Below are 20,150 nucleotides of genomic sequence, written 5' to 3'. Positions count from 1 at the left end.
TACCGATTGTAACTAAATAAAACTAAATTTTCCGCTGGACTTTGAAAATTTTATTTATGCTTGAAAAAACATATTTTTCAAGCCCTTGTGGGATGTGCGGACCTTTATTATAGTAGGCGAGTTTTACGTTAATTTTCTTATTATTAAATTCTAAATTCTTATCGCCGAAAATCGTTTCAAATCCATTTGCTTTAAATCTCGCACCTTCGCCGTGTTTTAGACCTTTTGGGTCGACGAAAACTATCTCGTAAATCTCATCTTGTTTTAGCCAAAATATGAAGTCGGGATAAAATTTACGCCAAATTTGCTCTTCTTCATCAAAATACGGCACGTAAATTTCATCTACGTTTTGAACTATTTTACAAAAATTCCATTCAAAGCCGTCAAGCGCATTTAGACCGGTCTTTAAATCCTCCAAAAATTCTATCTCACTTTTTTCGCTTATCGCATATACTATTTGCGCTTTATTATCGGCATCTATCACGAGCGGATTATAGTAATGGCGAGCCAAATTAGCATCTAGTTTAAAGCCTAAAATTTCACAATCCTTTTTATTTTGTTTTATTAAATTAGCAAACTCTCTCGACGTAATTTTTTTGCTTTCTAACTCATCTATAAGCTCATCTTCGCTTTTAGATTTTAATAAATTTAAAATCGCTTCGTTAATCTTTGATATTTCGTCTTTGTCAAACGTCGTGCTAAATTTCGTAAAATGAGAAATTTCATTTTCAACCTCTTTAAAACCTTTTAATTTTTTACTTTTAAATTTACGGAATTTATCTATTTCGCATAGTGTAAATTTCGGGTTTTGAAATTTTTCGGTCGCTCCACTAATTTTTATAAATTTTTCGTCTTTTTTAAGCGTTTTATTTATTGTGCTAAGCCCTAAATCGGGACTTTTTAACTCCGAGCTAAATAGTAAAACGTCCAAATCGTAAGAGTTTATAAACTTGTTTAAATTTTCATAATCGGAGTGCGAAATTACATAGGGCTTTGATTCACCGATTTCGTCTTCATATTGGGGTAAAAGCAACGGTTTGATTGTCTGCGACTTTTTAAAGCCTTTTAAAATTTCGCCGGTTTTAAATTGCTCCAATTCGCTCAAAATAGCTTCTATAGCTTTTGGGTCACTAGCAAAAACAAAAAGCGTTTCAAGACCACTTGCAAGCTCTTTTAACCTCTCTTTTTCGTCAAATTCCGAATCCGCAAATTTACTCGTGTATTGCAAACGTCGCCGTTCGTTTTTAAAAGGTTCGATTCTAACGCCTCGTCCTATCGTTTGCGTTACGTATTTTTTGGCCGAGCGCGAGCCTATATTTATAAAACTTATCAAATTTACGCGGTTACTATCCCAGCCCTCGTTAAAAACTTTGCTTCCGAGCATTATATTTATCGGAGAATTTTGCTCGTTAATATGTGCGAAAAAACCGCTATCTACATCGATTTCACTTTGCACGCCAAGCTCGTTTAGATACTCTTTTTTCCAGCCTTTGGTGTCGCCGATATTTAGTAGCATAAAAGGCTTACTGGCATTTTTACTTTTAAATGCGACCTCTTTATCGTTGTCTTTGATTATGCAAGCCTCTAAGCTTGAAAGACCTTGTGCGTAAAATAGCTCTTCACGCATAGTTTTTGCATCGATATTTTTAACTATTTTTATAAATTCATCGCCAATTTTCTCGCCGCCGAAAACAAATTCAAGCTGATTTAAAATTTGGACTAAATTTTCAAGTATTTTAGGGATATCTACGTCGTTTGTTAGCACCTTGCAAATAGCCTCAAAATACTGTTTTATTCCGGCATCCTGTGTATTTACTTTATCCGATACAGCGATGATTAGCGGCGCATGATAAAGGGCATCTGATAATCTTCGCGAAATTCGGCGATTTGAAATTTTAATCGACGTAAAGATTATAAAGCTTTGCAAAATTTGCTCTAAATCATCTAAATTTAGCTTATTTTCAAATATCGCGATATTTTTGCCATAGCCTTGGTTGTTAAATTTTTGTAAATTGTAGTTAAATGCGCAGGTTTTTAGATCAATTTCGTCCGTAAAGGTCGCGCTAAAATTTAAGATAAATCCGCGAGGGAATTCGTCTTTTTTACCGCTTGCTAGTTCGTTTATGTAGCCTTTTCGCACGGAATCGGTGCTGTCCCCTTTATGCGCTTCGTCTAGTAAAATATACCAACCGTTTTCATTTTTAAAATTTGCGTAATTTAGCCTTTTACCTGCATCTTTTTTACTCGTGTTTTCGGTACTTTCCAGCAAATCGCTACGGGCGATAAAAAGCGTCGTATCATATAAATTTAGCCCGGAATTCGCGCTCTCGAAATCTTTTAAATCGCGCGCGTATATTTGCTCATTTTGATAGCGATTGAATTCATTTATTCGCTCTTTAAATTGGCTTAAAATCTGTTCGGTCGGCGCAAGAAGTAAAATTGGCTTTTTAGGTAAAATATCAAACTTAATCAGCCGCGAAATCGCCCAAATCAGTTTTATCATTACGATCGTTTTTCCACTTCCCGTAGCCATCCAAAAACTAGCGCGATTAATCTCGTGTGTATTTAAATTTGCGCCAAATTTACGGTAATTTTCAAGCAAAATTTCGCGCTCGCTAAATTTGCTTTGATTATTTGAACTGTGTAAATTTGCACTATCGCTACCTCGAATTTGATGGCTTGCGTAATAAAACTCTAAGATTTTTAGCGCACTTTTTACCGCGCTTTGTTGGTAATCGGTGAGCTTAAATTTAGAAAAATCGCTCAAATTTAGAGAGTCTGCTTCCGCGCTCAAATTTAGCTCTTTTAAAATTTCGGCCAGGATTAGTTTATCGGCTTGAATTTTCATCTTTATTTTCTTTAAATTTTTCTAAAGATTGAGTTATTAAGGCATTTATAAATACTTTGAAAATGAAATATATAAATATAAAATTTATTATAAATAGCGTAATTAATAGAGCAAATATAGCTAAATAAAAATAGACATTATTGATTATGGGCGCAATTAAAGACACAAAACAAATAATAATCGTAGCCAATGCAATACAAATTGCGTCTGTTATGTAGTATTTTAATGTGTGAATTTTGCACTGAGTTGGTATCAATGGATCTACAACATACAAGGTTCCAAGATATTTTGATGAAAATAAAATAGATAAACTTGCAAGATAAAAACCAAATGTAATAGACATAAACGTAATTAAACTTGTAGAAAATGTGTTTATAAAATTTTTTATTTCTCCCATATCAAAAAAAATCAATGATATAAAAAAAATAGATATAAAGGATAATAAAAAAATAATTATCACAGATATTTTATGATATCTATACATTCAATTGCTCCAAGAGTGATTGTTTTACATACTCCGCGTCATACATTCCATTTTTATCTTTTTCAACATTGACCTGTATTTTTTTCATTAAGGTTTCAAGGTTAAAAATTTTTTCGAAGCCTTCATCATCTTTACCTATACAAATTACCCTACTAATTTCGCAATTTTCTTTTTTAGATTTGAATCTATTAAGAAAATTTATAAATTTTTCACGTTCAAATTCAAATAATTTGTTTTGAATTTTTGCTTCTAGCGTAAAATTGATAGGCTGCCCTAATCCATACACATCGCCAATATCATCAAATATTGCGCCATTAAATAAATCTTTATCGCCAGATGTAAATTTAATACTTTCAACAGATGATATTGTGTCTACAAATTCTTTCGGATCTATAAAATATTTTTTAATATCAAATTCCTTATTATACTTAGCTTTTAAATAATCTTTCAAAAAACTATTTTTTCTAAAATCAGAAACATATAGTGTAGCTTTATCATAAATATATATGCAAAAGAGCTGGTTTTTAAGTTCTGCTTCATTTGGGCTTCTGCTATTTTTATAATTCTCTTGCGTTTCTATATTCAAAACTTCATCTGTATATGGTTTAGGTTTACCATATTTAGCATAGATCCAAAAGATATTATTTTTTATGATTTCACAATCAACCTGATAATAAACTCCATCTAGCTCATAACTATCAGATTGTTTATTTTCAAAAATATTTATTTGTGGAATTTCGCTTTGATTTATAATAAGTTCACATTCACTAAAAGTTATTTTCTCGCTCATCTTACCTCTCCCACCAGATTAGGTCGCGGATTTTAGGAAATTTTGCCATATCGATGTCATCTTTTTGCATTATTTCACCGTTTTCAAATTCCGCGCACTCTACATCGTCACGCGCAAAAATTCGCTTGATTTTAGCGCCAGTCAAATTTGAATAACTCAAAAAAATGTCAAATTCACCTCTGTATCCGACCATATCAAGGCACACTTTTTCACCCTTATTTAGCTTCTTTATGAGCTTACGTGATCTGCGATAATCTATTACACCGTTCTCATCTAGTGCGTATTCACACTCATTTAAAGCCTCTTCGTAACTTTCCAGTTCGTAGTATCTAAACGCTCCGCCGCCTTTATAGCCAATGATATTAGATAGCGACGACCTTCTGGATTTATTCATAGCAAAAAAAAATTTATCTCCCGCCAAAACATTTTTCATCCTACCTAATAAGCCAAGCCTATACTCAAATGTTTTGCTTTCTTTGTTAAAACTTAAATACTTTTCATAGAAATGATTTCCCATTTCTATGCCGATCCACCTTCTTTTTAGTTTATGAGCTACCGAACAAGTAGTTCCGCTTCCAGTAAAAAAATCTAAAACTAAATTGTTTTGATTTGAGCTGGCTTGTATAATACGTCTAATCATATGTTCTGGTTTTTGTGAGCTATAAAAAGAAATATTTTCACTAACTCTCATCTCTGATTGCGTAAAAGAATATATATCGTTCCATATATCACCTACTGGATATATTTTTTCATTAGAAATATCAACACTTTGTAATTTTAATTTATCATTTTCATATTGTTCAATTAAAAAATTATAGTCTTTTATTTTTTTGGGACAATTTGTTTTAGCCACAGCTATTAGATCTAGCTGACCTAAATTTAATTGACTTATGTTTCTGTTCGGTTTCCATAATTTATTAAATATACTATTTCCATTTTTTATAAAAAATATAGTCGAACTCTTTAATGCAAAATTATTACCAAAGCTTTTATAACCAAATAAATCAGCTTCCTCGTCCTTTGTAGCATTTGTGTCAAAGGTTATTTTTTTACACTCATCAAAATTGAAAATTTCGTCTAAAAGCATTCTGCCTAAGAAGTCGGCATTCTCATCAAGGTGTAAATAAAAACTCCCTTTATTGCTTAAAATTTCGCGCGCAAGCTCTAGGCGGTTTTGCATTAGTGTAAGCCACGTCGCATCTTGGAAGCGGTCTTTATACTCAAAGTCCGAGCCCGTGTTAAACGGCGGATCGATATAGATGAGATCGATTTTACCTTTATAACGAGGCATCAGAGTATTTAGCGCGGCAAAATTGTCCGATTTTACGAGCTCGCCGTTTAAAATTTCGTCTAGATTTTCAAACCTGCTAAGCAAATCCAGTCTATTTTTATCGCTTAAAAATTTCGTATCGAGCGGTAGAAATTTAAACTTTTCAAATTCTGTTTTTAAGGTATCGGTGGCGAAATTAACGTCGACTAAATTTAACTCTTTCCACTCGGCAATTTGCTTGTCGGTAACGAGCGAAACATCGAAATTAGGAATTAAATCTAGCGTAAAAACGTATTGAGTATTTTTGGCGAATTTCGGTTTTAGCCAAATCGCTTTTAGCTCATTTTCAAATTTGGCGATGATCTCGATTAACTCAAATGCGATATTGCGGATTTTTTGTAATCTCTCAATCGCGTAAGACTGCCACTTATGCGTCTCGCTATCGCCGTAGAGATGGCTAAACATCCATAACTCGAACTGCTCTTTCAAAAAATTCTCGGCGTCTTTATGGATAAAAAAATCCACTTCGTTTTGCTTTTTATAGCTATGAAATACCTTTTTAAGCTCGTTTTTGTCAATTTTAAGCGGTTTTATCTCTTTTAGAAAATCGTCTGTAAATTCGCCGCTTCCTTGCTTAAAAACGCTTTTTAAGTCCTTAAATAGCTCGCTTTGATTCGTTACGTTTATTTTGATTAGTGGAATTAGCGCCTGTAAATTCACACTTTGGTCTAATCCCGCGAATTTAAAAATTAGCTTTGTTTTTACATTATCGCTTGACCGGTGAAACCCGTTTGCGTTAAATTCCACTGCAAATTTAGTATTTTCATCGCTTAGCGTCATACTTTTATAAATAACGTCCGATTTTACGTAGTATAAATTTTGTGTTTTATAAAATAGGCTCGTGTCTTTAGAATTTGAGTAAATTTTTGCATAGATATTTTTATAAATAGGCGTATCGGTAAAAAACGGCGTGCCGGTTTCGTTTAGATAACTATCGAAAAATGTGTAAAGCTTGTTATAAATTTCGTGTTCGTCAAAATCGTCCGTTGACGGAATCCGCTTATCTAAAATTTGCTTAATATGCTCAAAGTATCGCTCTTTTATGCTTAAAAGATTACCAAAACCGCTTTTATCTTTCGTATCCTTGATCTTTGCACCCAAGTAGCAGTCTTCTAGTTTCGAGTAAAATGCTTTTTTATAATCCATTGCAAGCCTTTTTAATTTAAATTATAACTATTTTTAAATTACGGATAGCTTTAAATACCTAATTTTAAAGCAGTTATTGGCATGCGAAAACATCCATTATAGCTGTCCTTTATCCAGTAGCTCTTAATGGCGAGCGGTGCGGCGTACGCGCGTAGCCCTTTTTGATGATGTCGCTTCTCATTTTGCGTCCTTGAATTGAAATTTTCTCCATTTTAGCATAAAATTTTACCGCTGCGGGGCGTTTTAAATTTTAGCGCATTAAAATTTAAAGAGGGACTATTGAGCTTAATCAAACCGAATCACTCCTATTTTTGATATAATTGCACATCGATTATCAAAATCTTGCCGTTTGGCAGGAATGAAAAGAGGAGAAAATGCAAAGAAGAAATTTCTTAAAACTAACGTCTGCGTTGGCGGCTAGCGGGCTTGCTAGCCCTCTTTTTGCGAAGGAGGCCTTCACTATCTACGGCGCGCCCGCGATGCCTAGCCTTATCATCGGCGTTGCGTGCATGCAGGGGCAGATCGGCAAAAAATACGACGCCAAACTCGAGCTTTGGCGCGATCCCGATCAGCTGCGCGCAGGCGTGGCAAACGGCGAGTACAAGGTCATGATGAGCCCTAGCAACGTGGGGGTGAACCTCGCAAATCAGGGGCGCAAGATCGGTATGGTAAATATCCTCACCGAGGGGCTAAATTTCGTGATGAGCAAGGGCGAGAAGATAACGGAATTTGCGCAGTTGAAGGGCAAAAAGATCGTAATGCCTTTTAAAAACGATATGCTAGACATCATCGTGCGAGCCATAGCGAAAAAGCAGGGCATTAGCGGGCTGAATATCGACTACACCGCCAGCCCCGCAGAGAGCGCGCAGCTGTTTTTGGCCAAAGACTACGACGTCGCGATCACGGTGGAGCCGCTAGCAAGCGCCATGATCTTAAAGGGCAAAGTATCGGGTATCGCCGTGCAACGAGGAACAAATTTAAGCGATATGTGGGCGCAGGCGTTTTCGGTAAAGCCCATCATCCCGCAAGCAGGCATCATCGCAGATACAGATTTTTACGCCGCAAAAAAGGCGGATTTTGAAATTTTAAATGCCGATCTGGCAGACGCGCTTGTGTGGATCAAAGCGAACAAACAAAGCGCCGCGGCGATCGGGACGAATTTTTTCCCTGCGCCGCCGCCTGCGATATTTATGAGCATCGATACATCGAATTTATGCGTCAAAAAACCTAGCGAGATCAAGGACGAGCTTTTGAAATTTTATGAAATTTTGATGGAATTTAACCCTAAGCTCCTCGGCGGCGCGATGCCTAAGGACGAGTTTTTTCTATGCTAAAAATCGATAAAATTCGCAAAGCTCAAAACCCCGCGTTTTACGTCATAGACTATCTGTGGGGCGGCTTTGCGAGCCTAGGAGCGGTGTGCTTTTTCATAGCCATTTGGCAAGTGGCGAGCGAGGCTTACGGGCCGCTCATTCTGCCAGAACCCGCGGCTGTTTTTTCTAAGGCGTGCGAAATTTTAAAAAATTTCGCTGCAAACGATCTAGCTTTGTCGCTTAAGCGCGCGCTTGTAGGCACCTTCCTCGCGCTTTTTGCGGGGATTTGCAGCGGGCTTGCGGCGGGGTATTTCAAAAGCCTGCGAGCCTTTTTAAACCCGCTAATTACCGTGCTTCTTTCGACTCCGCCCATCGTCTGGATCGTGCTTGCGATATTTTGGTTTCATTTCGGCGATACAAGCGTGCTTTTTACCGTCGTTATTGTCGTCGCGCCGATGACTTTTGCGTCCGCGGCGCAGGCGATGGCTAGCGTGAGCGCCGAATACACCGAGCTTTTCGATAGCTACAAAAGCTCAATTTTAAAAAAACTGCGCTACCTCTACGCGCCGCACCTAATCGAGCGGCTGCTTCCTGCGATCTACGTCGCGGTCAGCAACGGCGCGAAGGTGCTTGTGATGGCGGAGCTTTTGGGCGCGAACGACGGCATCGGCGCAAAGATCGCCGAAGCGCGCGTCAATATCGATACGGTCGAGGTCATGGCATATGTGTGCCTAGTCATAGCCTTTACGGCGCTTTTCGATTATCTCGTGACCAAGCCGCTTGAAATTTTACTGATGCCGTGGAGCAGATGATGCTAAAAATTTCAAATCTGCGCTACGAAATTCTGCGCGACGTTATAATTTCCGATTTTTCATTGCGGCTGTACGCAGGCGAAGTAAAGACGCTTTTTGGCCCCAGCGGCTGTGGCAAAACCTCGCTTTTGAGGCTGGTCTGCGGACTGGAGGATAAAAAAAGCGGGCAGATCGAAAACGGCTTTAAGAAAATCAGCTTTTTGTTTCAAGAAAACCGCCTACTGCCGAACCTCACGGCGCTTAAAAATATCGAAATTTTTAGCCCCTCCCGCGTGAACGAAATTTACGCCCTCGCCGCAAAGATCGGGCTAAGCCCGAGCGATCTGAATAAATTCCCGCGCGAGCTAAGCGGCGGCATGCAAAAGCGCACGGCGTTTTTGCGCACGATCCTTAGCGGCTGCGATCTGGCGCTGCTTGATGAGCCGTTTGTAGGTCTAGATCGCGATCTGCGCGGCGTGCTGATCGAAATTTTAGTCTCAAAGATCGAGTGCGAGGGGCTTGCCTGCCTTTTGGTGACCCACGACCGCTTCGAAGCCGCACGTCTAAGCCACGAGATCATCGAGCTTGAGCCCAAAGGGATGGGGCTTAGGCGCGTCGTGAGCCTAAATGAGCCGCTAAGCGCGCGCGACGAGCGGTACGAAGAGCGCGTGGTAAGCGAGCAGTTCGGGGGAGTAAGCTATTATGAGTAGAAATTTTATCTTTGATGCGCGCAAATATGGAGGCTCCGCACGAAATTTAAACTTGCGTTTCGGCCTGGGCGCGAGCAAGCGGGACTTTGGCGCACAGCGTGCTCTGAGCGCGTACGAACACGGGCATTTGCCAGGCGCTAGCTGCGACGACCTCAGCGCTCGCATAGATGGGCTTTTTCGGGACATCGGGCGCTACGATCTGGATGCGCGCAGGCGCGAGCTTTTGCGGGGTTCTGGATGTATCGATGTCGGCGCGGGCAGACACAGCCTCACACAGGATGCAGGGCACCGCGGTTTTATCACACCGAAATACGAACTGCGCAGCCGTGCGAACTGCGATTATAGCGTGAGCGTGCTCTTGAACGGCGTAGTGTGCTGCGGTTTTACCGCGCGAAATTTAGCGCAATTTAGCAGCGATACATACTGCGGCTCTAACGAAAGTACTTACTCGCGGTATAGCTCTAGCGTGGGCGCTTGCTTACGATGCGTTGACGCGAACCGAGATGTCCGCTCACGCCGCGATCCCAGCGCGATCGCTCGTTTGCGACGCAGCTCTAACACGAGTGATCGTTTGCAATCTAGTATGAGCGTCCGCTCGCAGCGCGATTTCAATGCAGACATTTGCTTGCGTCGCGTTGGCACGAAGCGGGGCGTCCATTTGTACTACAAATTTGGCGCGAACCGAGACGCCTTTTCGCGTTGCGGTTTTGATGCATACGGATTTAGCGCGCAGTTCAGCGCCCAAAAAACCGTTTTGAGCGCCTACCGCTCGCCGCTTAGCGGTGCAGACAGGCTAGGTAGCGAGCAAAATCCGGCTCTAGGCACGTTTTGTGCGGTGCAGAATTTTTTGAGTTTACATGTCGCACGCGATTTTAAGAATTTTAGCCCCGTAAATTTGAAGAAATTTAACCTTACCACCGCGCTGCAATTTGCAAATTTAAAAAAGCAAATCCGCGCCGGTGAAGGTGCTGATAAGAGCGCCGAGCCGCACAATTTGACGAGTTTTGGGCGCGAAGCCCCCACACCGCGCAGACTAGGCTCTGAAAGTAAAATTCTCGCGCCGCGTAGATTTTACTTTGAGACAGCACTCAGCATACCGTGCGGACCTGGCCTACGGCACGGAGGTTGCGAAGCCGCACAAAATTTTAAAAATTTTACATGGAGCTTGGAAGCCGCACCCGCGCAAAATTTCAAAATTTCCGATCTAAATTTTACGCGAAATTTTAAAAATTCCGCTCGTGATAGAGAAGCCGAGCCTGCGCAAAGCTTCAAAGATCAAAACCTCGCGCAGGACTTCTCACAAAATGGTAAAAGCTACGATCAAAATTCCACTCAGGGTTTTTCGCAAAGCGGCAGAAGCGCCAAGCCAAATTCCAAACCGAGTTTCTCGCAGAACATTAAAAATTCCGAACGAAATTTCCCACTAAGCTTCTTACAAAGCATCAAAAATTCCGATCAAAGTCAAAATTTCAAACCCGCCCGCCCGCAAAGCTTTAAAAATCAAAATTTCGCGTGGGATTTCTCACAAAACGGCAGAAGCGCTGAGTCAAATTCCGAGCTGAGCTTCTCGCAGAGCATTAAAAATTCCGATCGGAATTCCAAAGCTAATTCCACGCAAAACCAAACCGAGCCTGTTTCGCCGCAGGAGCTCAAAAATCCGGAGCCGTGCGGGGTGCAGCAGCAAGAGCTAGGCTTTTACGCGCCTAAATTTAAAGATGAGCGCGCGAGAAATTTTTTCTCCCATCCGATGCGCGCCTTCGTTCTTTGCGCCTGCTTTTTTGCGGCGCTGGGCGCGCTTAGCTTTTTAGCGCCCGATGCGCTAGCGATCGATTATGTCGCCGCTCATAAGTTTTACTTTCTGTTTTTAGCGCCTTCGTGCATCTACGCGGCGTTTTTGCTTACCGCGCTGCCCGATTGGACGAACTTCGAGGGCTCGCTAAAGCCCGTCTCGCTTGCCTTTGCCGCCTGCCTGATCGCAGCTTTTATCGCGAGCTTTTTAAATTTACGGCTCGCGGCGGCGATTGTGGCGCTGTTTTGGGCGATATTTTTCATCTTTGCGGCATGGCTTTTGTGGCTGGATAAAAACTCGAATAATTTTAGCATCCTAGCAGTCTTAGCGGCGTTTTGCGCCTGCTCTGCCGCCTACGGCGCGAGCGGAGATGAGAAATTTTTACTTAGCTTCGTGCATATCAACGTTGCGGCGATCGCCGTCGTAAGCTACCGCATAAGCGTCGTCATCGGCAACGAAGCATTAAGGGAGGCGGGGCTAAGCGATGCCGTTTTTATTCCAAATTTTATTTACAAAAATTTAGCCGCTTTCCTCGCCTTCGCTTTGGCGCTCGCGACGCCCTTTTTAAGCGAGGCGGTATGCGGATTTATCGCACTTGGCATCGGGTTTTTGTTTTTGGCGAAGCTTCGCGAGCTGCACTACGCCGAAATTTTAAGCCGCCACTATATGGCGTTTTACTACGCGCTGCAGGCTGCGTGCGCGGTGGGATACCTGTGGCTGGGCGCGGCGCTGATCCGCGGAGGGTACTCTGCCGCGCCGCTGCACGTCATCGCGATCTGCTATATCTACGGAGCGATACTTTTCGTAGGAATGATCGCCGGACAGCGCCACAGCGGAATTTCGCCGCTAAACTTCCCGCGCCTAAGCCGCGCAGCGCTCGTTTTGGCTCTACTCGCGGGGGCTTTAAGAGCCGTTTTTGCGGGCGAGAGCTTTGTTTTATACGTGATGATCCCCTCGGCGCTTTTCATCGCCGCGGTCGCGCTATATCTGATAAGCTTCGTTCCGATCTTTCTGAAAAATCCTTTCAGCGCGGATCCGGATTGATAATCATCAAAGCGAGCTTGCCAAATTTTAGCTAAAATCGATCAAATTTCATTTCAAGGAGAACTTATGCAACACATCAAAAATATCGACGCCGCTAAGGTCGTAGAACTTGCTTCGCTAGTCGAAGTATCCCCTCATAAGGTGATTTCGCGCACCCTCGCGCAAAATCCAGCGCTGAATATGACGCTTTTTGCCTTCGACGGCGGCGAGGAGATCAGCTCGCACAAATCCGACGGCGACGCGTTCGTTTACGTGCTTGAGGGCGAGGGCGATTTCACGATCGACGGGCAGAAGCACCGCGTAAAAGCGGGACAAAGCATCGTCATGCCTGCGGGCTTGCCGCACGCGATCTTCGCTCCGGTGCCGTTTAAGTGGTTTTTAGTAGTGGTTTTTTAGCCTCTAAGCTTAAGGGCGGGTCAAATTTTAAATTTAGCCCGCCCGCCGCTTCATAAAATTTTATCCGAAATTCCATTCGTAGGGTTGTTCTGTTTGTTTCAGACCGCTCCCGCTCGCCCTCGCAAAATTTTAAAATTTCAAAAACGTTTAAATTTTGCTTTTACCGCGCCCAAAAATTTCGTCTGTTTTGCAAACCATGCAAGTCAGATCCATAGCTCGCGCGTTAAATTTTAAAGTCGCGCCAGGCGTGCAATACATATCGGGCGATTAGAGCAGATGGACGCTGTAGTAGGGCAAACCCGCCGAGTGCGCAATGCGTGTAGCTCATAGATCGAGCGTTAAATTTAAAGGCCGTGTCCGGCGCGAAATGCACGGCAAGGCGGTCTAAAATTTTAAAATTTAGCTTTCGCTCGGGGTTAGCTCCTTGATAATGAGCTCGGGCGTGATCGTGCCGCGGAAGTTGTTTTTGCTAATCGTAAAGATCACGTCGACCCGCTCGCCCGCGCGCGGCAAAAAGTCGTAGTTGAAAAACAGCGCCTCGACGCTGCTGCCGTTTTTATCAAGCGCCATTTTGATATGCTTGCTCTCCTTGCCGATCTCCCTGATATTGCGGGCGCGCGCGCCTTTGATACAAAAGAGCGGGCGCGGATTTTTCTGCCCGTAGGGCTCGTAAAATTCCAAAATTTCAAGCAGCTCAAAGTCTATCTGCGACGCGTCCAGCTCGCCCAGCAGATCGTCTTGCGCGCTAAAATCGCTCAGATCCTTGGGCGTGATACGCTCATTTACGCGCCGCTTAAACTCCTGAAGTAGCGCAGGATCGATCCCCACACCTGCAGCGCCCTTGTGTCCGCCGAAGGTCGTTAAAATTTCGCTTTGCGAGGAGATCAGCTCTAAAATATCAAATTTGCCGATGCTACGTGCGCTCCCTTTGGCACGTGAGTCGTTTACGCTAAAGACGATCGCGGGCTTTTTGTAGGTCTTGCTTAGGCGGCTTGCGACGATGCCGATGATCCCTTCGTGCCACTGCGGACCCCACACGACGATGACGTTGTCGTTCGGATCGACGCTTTTTACGATCTCGTCGTAGAGGCTTTTCTCCTCCTCTTTGCGCGAGTTGTTGATGGAATTTATCGTCTCTAGGTAGTGGTTTGCCTCTCTGATATTTTTGGCGCATAGGAAGTTATACGACATCGTCGCATCGTCCATCCGCCCCGTGCAATTGATTAGCGGCGCGATCGTGTAGCTGATATCGTCGAATTCGAAGTGCTTTTTAAAATAATGCTCCTTAATCGCCTTGAAGCAGGCGCGGTTTGAGCTATTTAGCCGCTTGATGCCGAAGCGCAGCAGCGCGCGGTTCATATCGCGCAGCTCCATCATATCGGCGATTATGGCGATGATGAGGATATCCATCGAGCTTGCCATATCGTAGTTCACGCCGAGGGTTTCTTTTAGCGCGCCTACGAGATACCACGCTACCTGCGCGCCGCAAATTTCGATATTTGGGAAGGTGCAGTCAGGCTGCTTCGGATTGATTATCGCGTAAGCTCTCGGCAGCACGGGCGGGGGCATGTGATGATCGGTGATGATGAGATCGATCCCCTTTTGAGCGCAAATTTCGGCGGCTTCCGTCGCGGAGGTACCGTTATCTACGGTGATGATGAGATCCACATCCTCAAGCTCGCCTATAATCTCGCTGTTTAGCCCGTATCCGTCGGTGAAGCGGTTAGGAATCTTAATGACGTACTCCGCTCCTATTTGATTGAAAAAATCGCTCATTATGACGGTGCTTACGATACCGTCGACGTCGTAATCGCCGACTACGGCTATGCGCTGGTTTTCTTCGATGGCAGTTTTTATGCGCAAAGCCGCCTTATAGGTATCCTTAAGATCGCAGGGTAAGGGAATTTCAGAAATTTTAGTATGCCGATCATTCGCAAATCTAGATTTTAGAATTTCCCTTATCTCATTTTTACCTAGCATTTTTTATAGATGCTTCGATAAAGCCCAAAATAGCGGGATTTGGGCGCACTAGACGGCTGGTAAATTCCGGGTGAAACTGCACGCCCAGAAAAAACGGATGGTTTTTTAGCTCGACCGCTTCGATAAGCCCGTCGCTTTCGCCGCAGACGATAAGACCGTGCTTTTCAAACTCGGCGCGGTACTTCGGATTGGCTTCGTATCGGTGACGGTGGCGCTCGCGGATGGTTTTTTGCTCGCCGTAAATTTTACCCAAAAGCGAGCCTTTTTTGACGTCGCAGTCATAGCCGCCTAGCCGCATAGTGCCGCCCATAGGGGATTTATGCGTGCGGATCTGCTTTTTGCCGCTTGCGTCGATGAAGCTGTCGATGAGGTAGATTACCGGATCTTCGGTCTGCGGGTCAAATTCCGAGGAGTTGGCATTTTTCAGTTTTAAAACATTGCGCGCAAACTCCACCATCGCAAGCTGCATCCCCAGGCAGATGCCCAAAAACGGCACCTTATGCACCCGTGCGTAGTTTATGGCTAAAATTTTACCCTCTATCCCGCGCGAGCCAAAGCCTCCTGCGACCAAAATTCCGTTTACGTCGCGGAAAATTTCATCCACATTGCTTGCTTCAATTTTTTCGCTATCTACCCACTTTAAGCTTATTCGCGTATCAAGCGTCGCGCCTGCGTGGATGATCCCCTCGGTGAGGGATTTGTAGCTTTCTTTTAGATCGATATATTTGCCGACGAAGGCGATTGTGGTTTCGTTCGTAGGCACGATGACGCGCTTAACGAGGCTGTCCCAGTTGCTCATATCGACTTCGAGCTTGTTTAGGCTTAAAGTCTCCGCGATCGGCGTTAAAATATCCTGCTTCAAAAACGCAAGCGGAATCTGATAGATGCTCGCGCTATCGGGGCTTTCGATGACGCAGTTTTTATCTACGCCGCAGCTTAGCGCGATCTTATCTTTAAGCGCGCGATTTAGCGGCATTTCGGAGCGGCAGATTATCATATCGGGGCTGATACCGATGCGGCGCAGCTCGCCTACGCTATGCTGCGTAGGCTTGGTTTTGAGCTCGCCCGCTACCTTGATGAAAGGCACGAGCGTGAGGTGGATATTCATCGTATTTACCCTACCCAGCTCCACTCTCATCGCGCGGATCGCCTCTAAAAACGGTAGCCCCTCGATATCGCCCACGGTGCCTCCGATCTCGACGATCAGCACGTCGTTGCCCTCGCCCGCCTTTTTTATGCGGCGTACGATCTCGCCTACGATGTGAGGGATCACCTGTATCGTCTTGCCCAAATAATCGCCTCTGCGCTCCTTTTCGATGACGGAGCTGTAAACTTTGCCCGTGGTGAAGTTGTTGTCTTGGCTTAAATTTTCATCCAAGAACCGCTCGTAGTGCCCCAAATCCAGATCGGTCTCCGCGCCGTCGTCGGTGACGAAAACCTCTCCGTGCTCCAGCGGACTCATGGTGCCGGGATCTACGTTGATATAAGGATCCGCCTTTAGGATGCGCACTTTAAGCCCCGCGTGCTTTAAAAGCGTCGCGATCGACGCCGCCGCAATGCCCTTACCCAGCGAGCTCAGCACTCCGCCGGTGACGAAAATATATTTCGTTTGTTTTGCCATAAGTTTTCCTAAATTTTGATATTAATGTCGCGATTATAACTTCTTTTAGGTTAAAGCACACTAAGCTAGAATTTGAAAATTTTAGAAATTTACGGCAAAATACGCACCCAAATAAATTTTAAATTTAAAGGAGAGATGATGAAAAAGATCATCGCGGCTTTAGTGGTCATCGTAGCGCTTATAGTGGGCGTTTTTGTGGCGACGAAGGACGCTAAAACGGGAGTAGCTAAAAGTGTAAACGATAGCATAACCAAAACGGTTGACGGTGCGGTCGGCAAGAGTGCCAGCGCGGCAATTGAGCAGCAGATTGCGGAATTTATCGCTAGAAACGAAATTTTCGAGACTAAGAGCGCTAAATTTTATCCGGGAGATAGCAACTCGAGCGGCTTTATCGAAGGCGTAGTAAAAAAAGAGAAACTACAAAAAAGCCTTGCTGAAGGCTTTAGCAAGCTAAAGGAAAAAGCAGGCGCGCAAGATAGCAACGATACGGACGAGCCAGATCCTGCTAAAATTTTCCCGGAAGATTTTGCTTTTCGCTATGACTACACTATCAAGCATAGCGTAAAAAACGCTGCGGATGGATTTGAGAGCGACGGAATTTTAACGATTAAGACGCCATATTACGCAGAACCTTGCAAGAAGCTGTTTAAGACTGACGCGCCGCTTAGCACGCATCTAAACTACGGACCTACAGAGGTTAAATTTAGCGCAAAGCTAGCCGATATAAATGTGCTCGAAGATGGCGGAATGGGACGTCTTGCAGGCCTTAGCCTAAACGGCACGAGCGATATGAGCGGTAAAACGATAAAAGCCTTGGGCTTTAAAATCGGTGAAATTTTTATAGACGACGGCAAGGATTCGGGTCTTGATGTGAAGGATCTTATCTATGAGGCAAACTTTAAAAACGGCATCCAAGATCTAGACGATAATATAACTAAGCTCTTTTTGAATGACATAGATTTTGCAGGCAGCACAAAAGAGCTCGTCGTAACTGTAGATAAGCAGCGCTTCGTCGTAGTTACGGATATGAGCACAGAAGGTAGCTACCGCGTAAAAGATGGAATTTTAAATTTCAACGAAAGCGATAAAGCCCAAAGCCTAAAAATCGCCGATGTGCTAGTGCGAAACATCCATTTGGGCGTCGATACCAGCTTTAGCGCAGCACTTTTCGAAAAATATCTGTCTGTTATCTCAAATCCGCAAGAAGGCGAAAAATTAGCGGAAAATAAAGAGCTTTTTATGAAGCTGCTAAAAGATGATATGAAAATCAACGTGAATGATTTTTCGTTTGAAAATAGCCTCGGCAAGAAATTTGCTTTTAATGCAAGCGCGCTAGTAGGCGGCTACATCGACGAGACGCAGCTTTTTAAGCGTATGAGCTTGGATGGCAAAGCTACGATAAATACGACCATCACGGACTTCTTATCGCCTTATGACAGCTTGCGCGATTTTGCGCCGATGGCGGAAGTTTACGGCTCGCAGTTTCTTAAGCCTGATGGAGATGGGGTTAAGATGGAGTTTAGCTTCGATAAGGCAAGCAACTCTATGATCTTAAACGGAAAGCCTATCCCACTACCGCACAATTAAATTTTAAAGCTTTGCGGGTAAAATTTAAACCTGCCTGCAAAGCTCTTTTTATTTCCTACTTTTTCGGCGCAGAATTTCGCAAAGCTTCGCGTAAATTTTTACCTGCATAATTTCGCACCGCTACCATAAAATTCCGCTCGAATTTTACCGCATTGTTTCCGCCCGCTTCGTTAAATTTTAAAACTTACAAGCCAAAATCTCATACCTACAATGACAGATAGGCTTAAGCAATTTTGGCTATAATGCGCGATTTTGCAGCGCAGCTAGCGTAAATTTAAAAGACGGCGGGATTATGAGCGGCATTTATTACGCCACCTCTTTTGACGACGTATTTTATATTGGGAAACTAACGCTAAATTTGCATTTTTAAATTTCAAGGAACGATATGAAAGTAATCAAACGCAACGGCAGAACCGAGGAACTTGACGTAAGTAAGATCAAAAAATACACGAGCGAGGCAGTGGAGGGTCTGGAAAACGTAAGCCTTAGCGAGCTTGAGGTGGACGCAAAGATCCAGTTTCGCGATATGATCACCACGGAGGAGATCCAACAAACCCTCATCAAAACCGCAGTCGAAAAGATCGACGTGGACCGCCCGAACTGGACCTTCGTCGCCGCGCGGCTATTTTTATACGATCTGTATCACAAAGTAACGGGCTTTAGCGGCTACAATAGCCTGGGGGATTACTTCGCTCGCGGCGAGGCGTCGGGTCGCATAATGCTCGGCTTAAAGGAAAAATACGATCTAGAGGATCTAAATTCTTATTTGCAGCCGCAGCGCGATTTGCAGTTTAATTACCTCGGCATCAAAACGCTTTACGATCGCTACCTCATCAAGGATAAAAGCGGCGCGCCGATCGAGCTTCCGCAGCAGATGTTTATGGCGATCGCGATGTTCCTTGCGCAAAACGAGCTTGATTGCCAGAGCTGGGCGAAGAAATTTTACGATCTTATATCTAAATTTGAAGTCATGCTGGCTACCCCGACGCTCTCAAACGCCCGCACGACGCGACATCAGCTAAGCAGCTGCTACGTGGGAAGCACGCCCGATAATATTGAAGGAATTTTCGATAGTTACAAAGAGATGGCGCTTCTGAGCAAATTCGGCGGCGGCATCGGCTGGGACTGGTGCAAGGTGCGCGCGATGGGCGGCAGTATCGACGGGCATAAAAACGCAGCGGGCGGCATCATCCCGTTTTTAAAGATCACGAACGACATCGCCGTCGCCGTCGATCAGCTGGGCACGCGCAAGGGCGCTATCGCCGTGTATATCGAGCCGTGGCATATGGACGTGAGCGACTTTTTAGATCTGCGCAAAAACTCGGGCGAAGAGAGGCGTCGCGCGCATGAAATTTTCCCCGCGCTGTGGATAAACGATCTGTTTATGAAAAGGCTTCAAAGCGGCGGCAAATGGACGCTCTTCGATCCCGCCGAAGTAAGCGATCTGAGCGATCTATATGGTGCGGAATTTGAGGCGCGCTACGAGCAATACGAGGCCGACGATAAAATTTCAAAATCCACCATCCTGGCAAAGGAGCTTTGGAAGAAAATTTTAACGAGCTATTTTGAGACGGGCATGCCCTTTTTGTGCTTCAAAGATAACGCCAACCGCATCAATCCAAACGCGCATCAAGGCTTAATCAGGAGCTCAAATTTATGCACGGAGATCTTTCAAAACACGGCGCCGAACCACTATAAAATTAAGGTCGTATTTGCCGACGGCAGCGAGAGGCTGTTTGAGGAAAACGAGGATATAAGAACCGACGCGGGCATCGTAAAAAAGGCGAAAAAGATCACCGCGCTAGACACGCTGGGCGGCAAAGAAATTTTTATCGTAGAAAAGGGCTGCAGCGAGGGCGCGACGGCAGTTTGTAACCTCGCAAGCGTAAATTTAAGCAAAATCAACAGCCGCGAGGAGATAGCTCGCGTGATGCCGATCGCCGTGAGGATGCTCGATAACGTCATCGATCTAAATTTTTACCCGCACGCCAAGGTCAAATACACCAATCTAAAAACCCGCGCGATAGGGCTCGGCGTAATGGGCGAAGCGCAGATGCTTGCCGAGCGCGGCGTGAAGTGGGGCAGCTACGAGCACTTCGAGCTGATCGATAGGATAATGGAAAACGTGAGCTTTAACGCGATCAAGGCAAGCTCAAATTTAGCCGTAGAAAAGGGCAGATACCCTGATTTTGCGGGCTCGAAGTGGAGCGAAGGAATTTTCCCGATCGATTTAGCGAACGAAAACGCCAAAGTGCTCGTTAAGCGCGGCGGGCTTTTTGAGCAGAGCAGCTGCGACTGGGACGGACTGCGCGAGAAAGTAA

General features: G+C 44.3%; 13 protein-coding genes. 7 read left to right on the top strand and 6 right to left on the bottom strand.

The annotated features are described in order from the left end of the window. Positions 1–22: 22 nt before the first annotated feature. Genes Q0460_RS09850 through Q0460_RS09835 form a run of 4 tightly spaced genes read right to left on the bottom strand, consistent with a single transcriptional unit; the run spans position 23 to position 6,598 of the window. Complete coding sequence (locus tag Q0460_RS09850) at positions 23–2,848, bottom strand: DEAD/DEAH box helicase family protein (protein ID WP_299086561.1); 2,826 nt, start codon at positions 2,846–2,848, stop codon at positions 23–25. Further along, positions 2,829–3,332: a hypothetical protein gene (locus Q0460_RS09845; RefSeq protein ID WP_299086560.1), complete on the bottom strand. Its 504-nt coding sequence runs from the start codon at positions 3,330–3,332 to the stop codon at positions 2,829–2,831. The genes Q0460_RS09850 and Q0460_RS09845 overlap by 20 nt, the downstream gene beginning before the upstream one ends. Continuing rightward, a complete protein-coding gene (locus Q0460_RS09840) occupies positions 3,325–4,122 on the bottom strand; it encodes a hypothetical protein (protein ID WP_299086559.1) in 798 nt (265 codons plus the stop codon). Before Q0460_RS09840 ends, Q0460_RS09845 begins: the two co-directional genes overlap by 8 nt. Position 4,123: 1 nt before the next feature. Next, positions 4,124–6,598 (bottom strand): DNA methyltransferase, encoded by a 2,475-nt coding sequence (locus Q0460_RS09835; protein WP_299086558.1) that lies wholly within the window; start codon positions 6,596–6,598, stop codon positions 4,124–4,126. Positions 6,599–6,972: 374 nt separating this feature from the next. Between Q0460_RS09835 and Q0460_RS09830 the strand changes: the two genes are divergently transcribed. The 5 genes from Q0460_RS09830 to Q0460_RS09810 all read left to right on the top strand — a co-directional run bounded on the left by Q0460_RS09830 (position 6,973) and on the right by Q0460_RS09810 (position 12,641). Then, positions 6,973–7,932: an ABC transporter substrate-binding protein gene (locus Q0460_RS09830; protein ID WP_299086557.1), complete on the top strand. Its 960-nt coding sequence runs from the start codon at positions 6,973–6,975 to the stop codon at positions 7,930–7,932. Then, positions 7,926–8,723: an ABC transporter permease gene (locus Q0460_RS09825; RefSeq protein ID WP_299086556.1), complete on the top strand. Its 798-nt coding sequence runs from the start codon at positions 7,926–7,928 to the stop codon at positions 8,721–8,723. The genes Q0460_RS09830 and Q0460_RS09825 overlap by 7 nt, the downstream gene beginning before the upstream one ends. Then, on the top strand, positions 8,723–9,412 hold the full coding sequence (locus tag Q0460_RS09820; RefSeq protein ID WP_299086555.1) for an ATP-binding cassette domain-containing protein: 690 nt from the start codon (positions 8,723–8,725) through the stop codon (positions 9,410–9,412). Before Q0460_RS09825 ends, Q0460_RS09820 begins: the two co-directional genes overlap by 1 nt. Beyond that, a complete protein-coding gene (locus Q0460_RS09815; RefSeq protein ID WP_299086554.1) occupies positions 9,405–12,245 on the top strand; it encodes an NnrS family protein in 2,841 nt (946 codons plus the stop codon). Before Q0460_RS09820 ends, Q0460_RS09815 begins: the two co-directional genes overlap by 8 nt. A 66-nt stretch (positions 12,246–12,311) precedes the next feature. After that, positions 12,312–12,641, top strand: a complete 330-nt coding sequence (locus Q0460_RS09810; protein WP_299086553.1) for a cupin domain-containing protein — start codon at positions 12,312–12,314, stop codon at positions 12,639–12,641. A 399-nt stretch (positions 12,642–13,040) separates the two neighbouring features. Here the strand turns inward: Q0460_RS09810 and recJ are convergent, their stop codons facing one another. Continuing rightward, entirely contained in the window at positions 13,041–14,621 is a 1,581-nt protein-coding gene (recJ, locus tag Q0460_RS09805) for a single-stranded-DNA-specific exonuclease RecJ (protein ID WP_299086552.1), read from the bottom strand. Then, entirely contained in the window at positions 14,611–16,242 is a 1,632-nt protein-coding gene (locus Q0460_RS09800) for a CTP synthase (protein ID WP_297949522.1), read from the bottom strand. Before Q0460_RS09800 ends, recJ begins: the two co-directional genes overlap by 11 nt. A gap of 138 nt (positions 16,243–16,380) precedes the next feature. Between Q0460_RS09800 and Q0460_RS09795 the strand changes: the two genes are divergently transcribed. Together Q0460_RS09795 and Q0460_RS09790 are read left to right on the top strand one after the other, a co-directional pair. Then, a complete protein-coding gene (locus Q0460_RS09795; RefSeq protein WP_299086551.1) occupies positions 16,381–17,829 on the top strand; it encodes a DUF945 family protein in 1,449 nt (482 codons plus the stop codon). 385 nt (positions 17,830–18,214) lie between these two features. Next, a partial coding sequence (locus tag Q0460_RS09790) for a ribonucleoside-diphosphate reductase subunit alpha (RefSeq protein ID WP_299086550.1) occupies positions 18,215–20,150 on the top strand: 1,936 nt, incomplete at its 3' end.

The sequence above is a fragment of the uncultured Campylobacter sp. genome (assembly GCF_937980635.1).
Classification (GTDB): Bacteria; Campylobacterota; Campylobacteria; order Campylobacterales; family Campylobacteraceae; genus Campylobacter_B.
Note: the sequence above shows the minus strand (reverse complement) of the source record. Positions and strands in the feature narration are given on the sequence as shown.

Bases quoted from the DNA above. Each gene is read 5' to 3' on its own strand.
- Q0460_RS09800 (WP_297949522.1), bottom strand. From the start codon at position 16,242: ATGGCAAAACAAACGAAATATATTTTCGTCACCGGCGGAGTGCTGAGC.
- Q0460_RS09845 (WP_299086560.1), bottom strand. From the start codon at position 3,332: ATGTATAGATATCATAAAATATCTGTGATAATTATTTTTTTATTATCC.
- Q0460_RS09825 (WP_299086556.1), top strand. From the start codon at position 7,926: ATGCTAAAAATCGATAAAATTCGCAAAGCTCAAAACCCCGCGTTTTAC.
- Q0460_RS09795 (WP_299086551.1), top strand. From the start codon at position 16,381: ATGAAAAAGATCATCGCGGCTTTAGTGGTCATCGTAGCGCTTATAGTG.
- recJ (WP_299086552.1), bottom strand. From the start codon at position 14,621: ATGCTAGGTAAAAATGAGATAAGGGAAATTCTAAAATCTAGATTTGCG.
- Q0460_RS09815 (WP_299086554.1), top strand. From the start codon at position 9,405: ATGAGTAGAAATTTTATCTTTGATGCGCGCAAATATGGAGGCTCCGCA.
- Q0460_RS09840 (WP_299086559.1), bottom strand. From the start codon at position 4,122: ATGAGCGAGAAAATAACTTTTAGTGAATGTGAACTTATTATAAATCAA.
- Q0460_RS09820 (WP_299086555.1), top strand. From the start codon at position 8,723: ATGCTAAAAATTTCAAATCTGCGCTACGAAATTCTGCGCGACGTTATA.
- Q0460_RS09810 (WP_299086553.1), top strand. From the start codon at position 12,312: ATGCAACACATCAAAAATATCGACGCCGCTAAGGTCGTAGAACTTGCT.
- Q0460_RS09835 (WP_299086558.1), bottom strand. From the start codon at position 6,598: ATGGATTATAAAAAAGCATTTTACTCGAAACTAGAAGACTGCTACTTG.
- Q0460_RS09850 (WP_299086561.1), bottom strand. From the start codon at position 2,848: ATGAAAATTCAAGCCGATAAACTAATCCTGGCCGAAATTTTAAAAGAG.
- Q0460_RS09830 (WP_299086557.1), top strand. From the start codon at position 6,973: ATGCAAAGAAGAAATTTCTTAAAACTAACGTCTGCGTTGGCGGCTAGC.